At 56.7% G+C, this 1861-nt stretch carries 1 rRNA gene; it reads right to left on the bottom strand.

The window, feature by feature from the left end:
• Window positions 1–426: 426 nt before the first annotated feature.
• Window positions 427–1861: ribosomal RNA gene (locus RMCN_RS16605) — 16S ribosomal RNA — on the bottom strand; the annotation flags it as partial.

Below are 1861 nucleotides of genomic sequence, written 5' to 3'. Positions count from 1 at the left end.
ACGTCCTTCATCGGCTCCCAGTGCCAAGGCATCCACCATGCGCCCTTAAACACTTACACACAAAACAGATCAAAAAATATTCTCGGAAGAATAGAAAATTGCATTATCAACAACAGGACCCAAAGGATCCCGCTGCAGATGCTCGCAACCACTATCCACAAATCAAACACCACACCCCACCACCAAAGCAGGGCGACAACACAGTCCTATCTCCGGTTTCCCACACAGGGACGAAGAGATAGCGGGCTTGTTGTCTCAAAGCCCAATAGTGTGTTGGCGGTTCCTCAAAGCGGCGTTTCCCACACCACTTCAAACGTTTGTCGTGCACCCACCAGCGGCCCACTACAGGTGCTGGCACTGATCTCCCAACCGCAACTGATCCCACAAGGGTGTGGGGGCGGGGGAACAAAAAACGGTGCTCCTTAGAAAGGAGGTGATCCAGCCGCACCTTCCGGTACGGCTACCTTGTTACGACTTCGTCCCAATCGCCGATCCCACCTTCGACGGCTCCCTCCCACAAGGGGTTAGGCCACCGGCTTCGGGTGTTACCGACTTTCATGACGTGACGGGCGGTGTGTACAAGGCCCGGGAACGTATTCACCGCAGCGTTGCTGATCTGCGATTACTAGCGACTCCGACTTCACGGGGTCGAGTTGCAGACCCCGATCCGAACTGAGACCGGCTTTGAAAGGATTCGCTCCACCTCACGGCATCGCAGCCCTTTGTACCGGCCATTGTAGCATGTGTGAAGCCCTGGACATAAGGGGCATGATGACTTGACGTCATCCCCACCTTCCTCCGAGTTGACCCCGGCAGTCTCTCACGAGTCCCCGCCATAACGCGCTGGCAACATGAGACAAGGGTTGCGCTCGTTGCGGGACTTAACCCAACATCTCACGACACGAGCTGACGACAGCCATGCACCACCTGCACACAGGCCACAAGGGAAACCACATCTCTGCAGTCGTCCTGTGCATGTCAAACCCAGGTAAGGTTCTTCGCGTTGCATCGAATTAATCCACATGCTCCGCCGCTTGTGCGGGCCCCCGTCAATTTCTTTGAGTTTTAGCCTTGCGGCCGTACTCCCCAGGCGGGGTACTTAATGCGTTAGCTACGGCACGGATCCCAAGGAAGGAAACCCACACCTAGTACCCACCGTTTACGGCGTGGACTACCAGGGTATCTAATCCTGTTCGCTCCCCACGCTTTCGCTCCTCAGCGTCAGTTACTGCCCAGAGACCCGCCTTCGCCACCGGTGTTCCTCCTGATATCTGCGCATTCCACCGCTACACCAGGAATTCCAGTCTCCCCTGCAGTACTCAAGTCTGCCCGTATCGCCCGCACGCCCACAGTTAAGCTGTGAGTTTTCACGGACGACGCGACACACCACCTACGAGCTCTTTACGCCCAGTAATTCCGGACAACGCTCGGACCCTACGTATTACCGCGGCTGCTGGCACGTAGTTGGCCGGTCCTTCTTCTATAGGTACCGTCACTTGCGCTTCGTCCCTATTGAAAGAGGTTTACAACCCGAAGGCCGTCATCCCCCACGCGGCGTCACTGCATCAGGCTTGCGCCCATTGTGCAATATTCCCCACTGCTGCCTCCCGTAGGAGTCTGGGCCGTATCTCAGTCCCAGTGTGGCCGGTCACCCTCTCAGGCCGGCTACCCGTCGTCGCCTTGGTAAGCCATAACCTCACCAACAAGCTGATAGGCCGCGGGCCCATCCCACACCGCAAAAGCTTTCCCCTCCCAGCCATGCGACCAAAAGGAAATATTCGGTATTAGACCCAGTTTCCCAGGCTTATCCCAAAGTGCAGGGCAGATCACCCACGTGTTACTCACCCGTTCGCCACTCGAG

The sequence above is a fragment of the Mycolicibacterium novocastrense genome, from assembly GCF_001570485.1.
In the GTDB taxonomy this organism is placed as follows: Bacteria; Actinomycetota; Actinomycetes; order Mycobacteriales; family Mycobacteriaceae; genus Mycobacterium; species Mycobacterium novocastrense.
The sequence above is the reverse complement of the archived record's forward strand: the minus strand, read 5'-3'. Positions and strand labels throughout refer to the sequence as shown.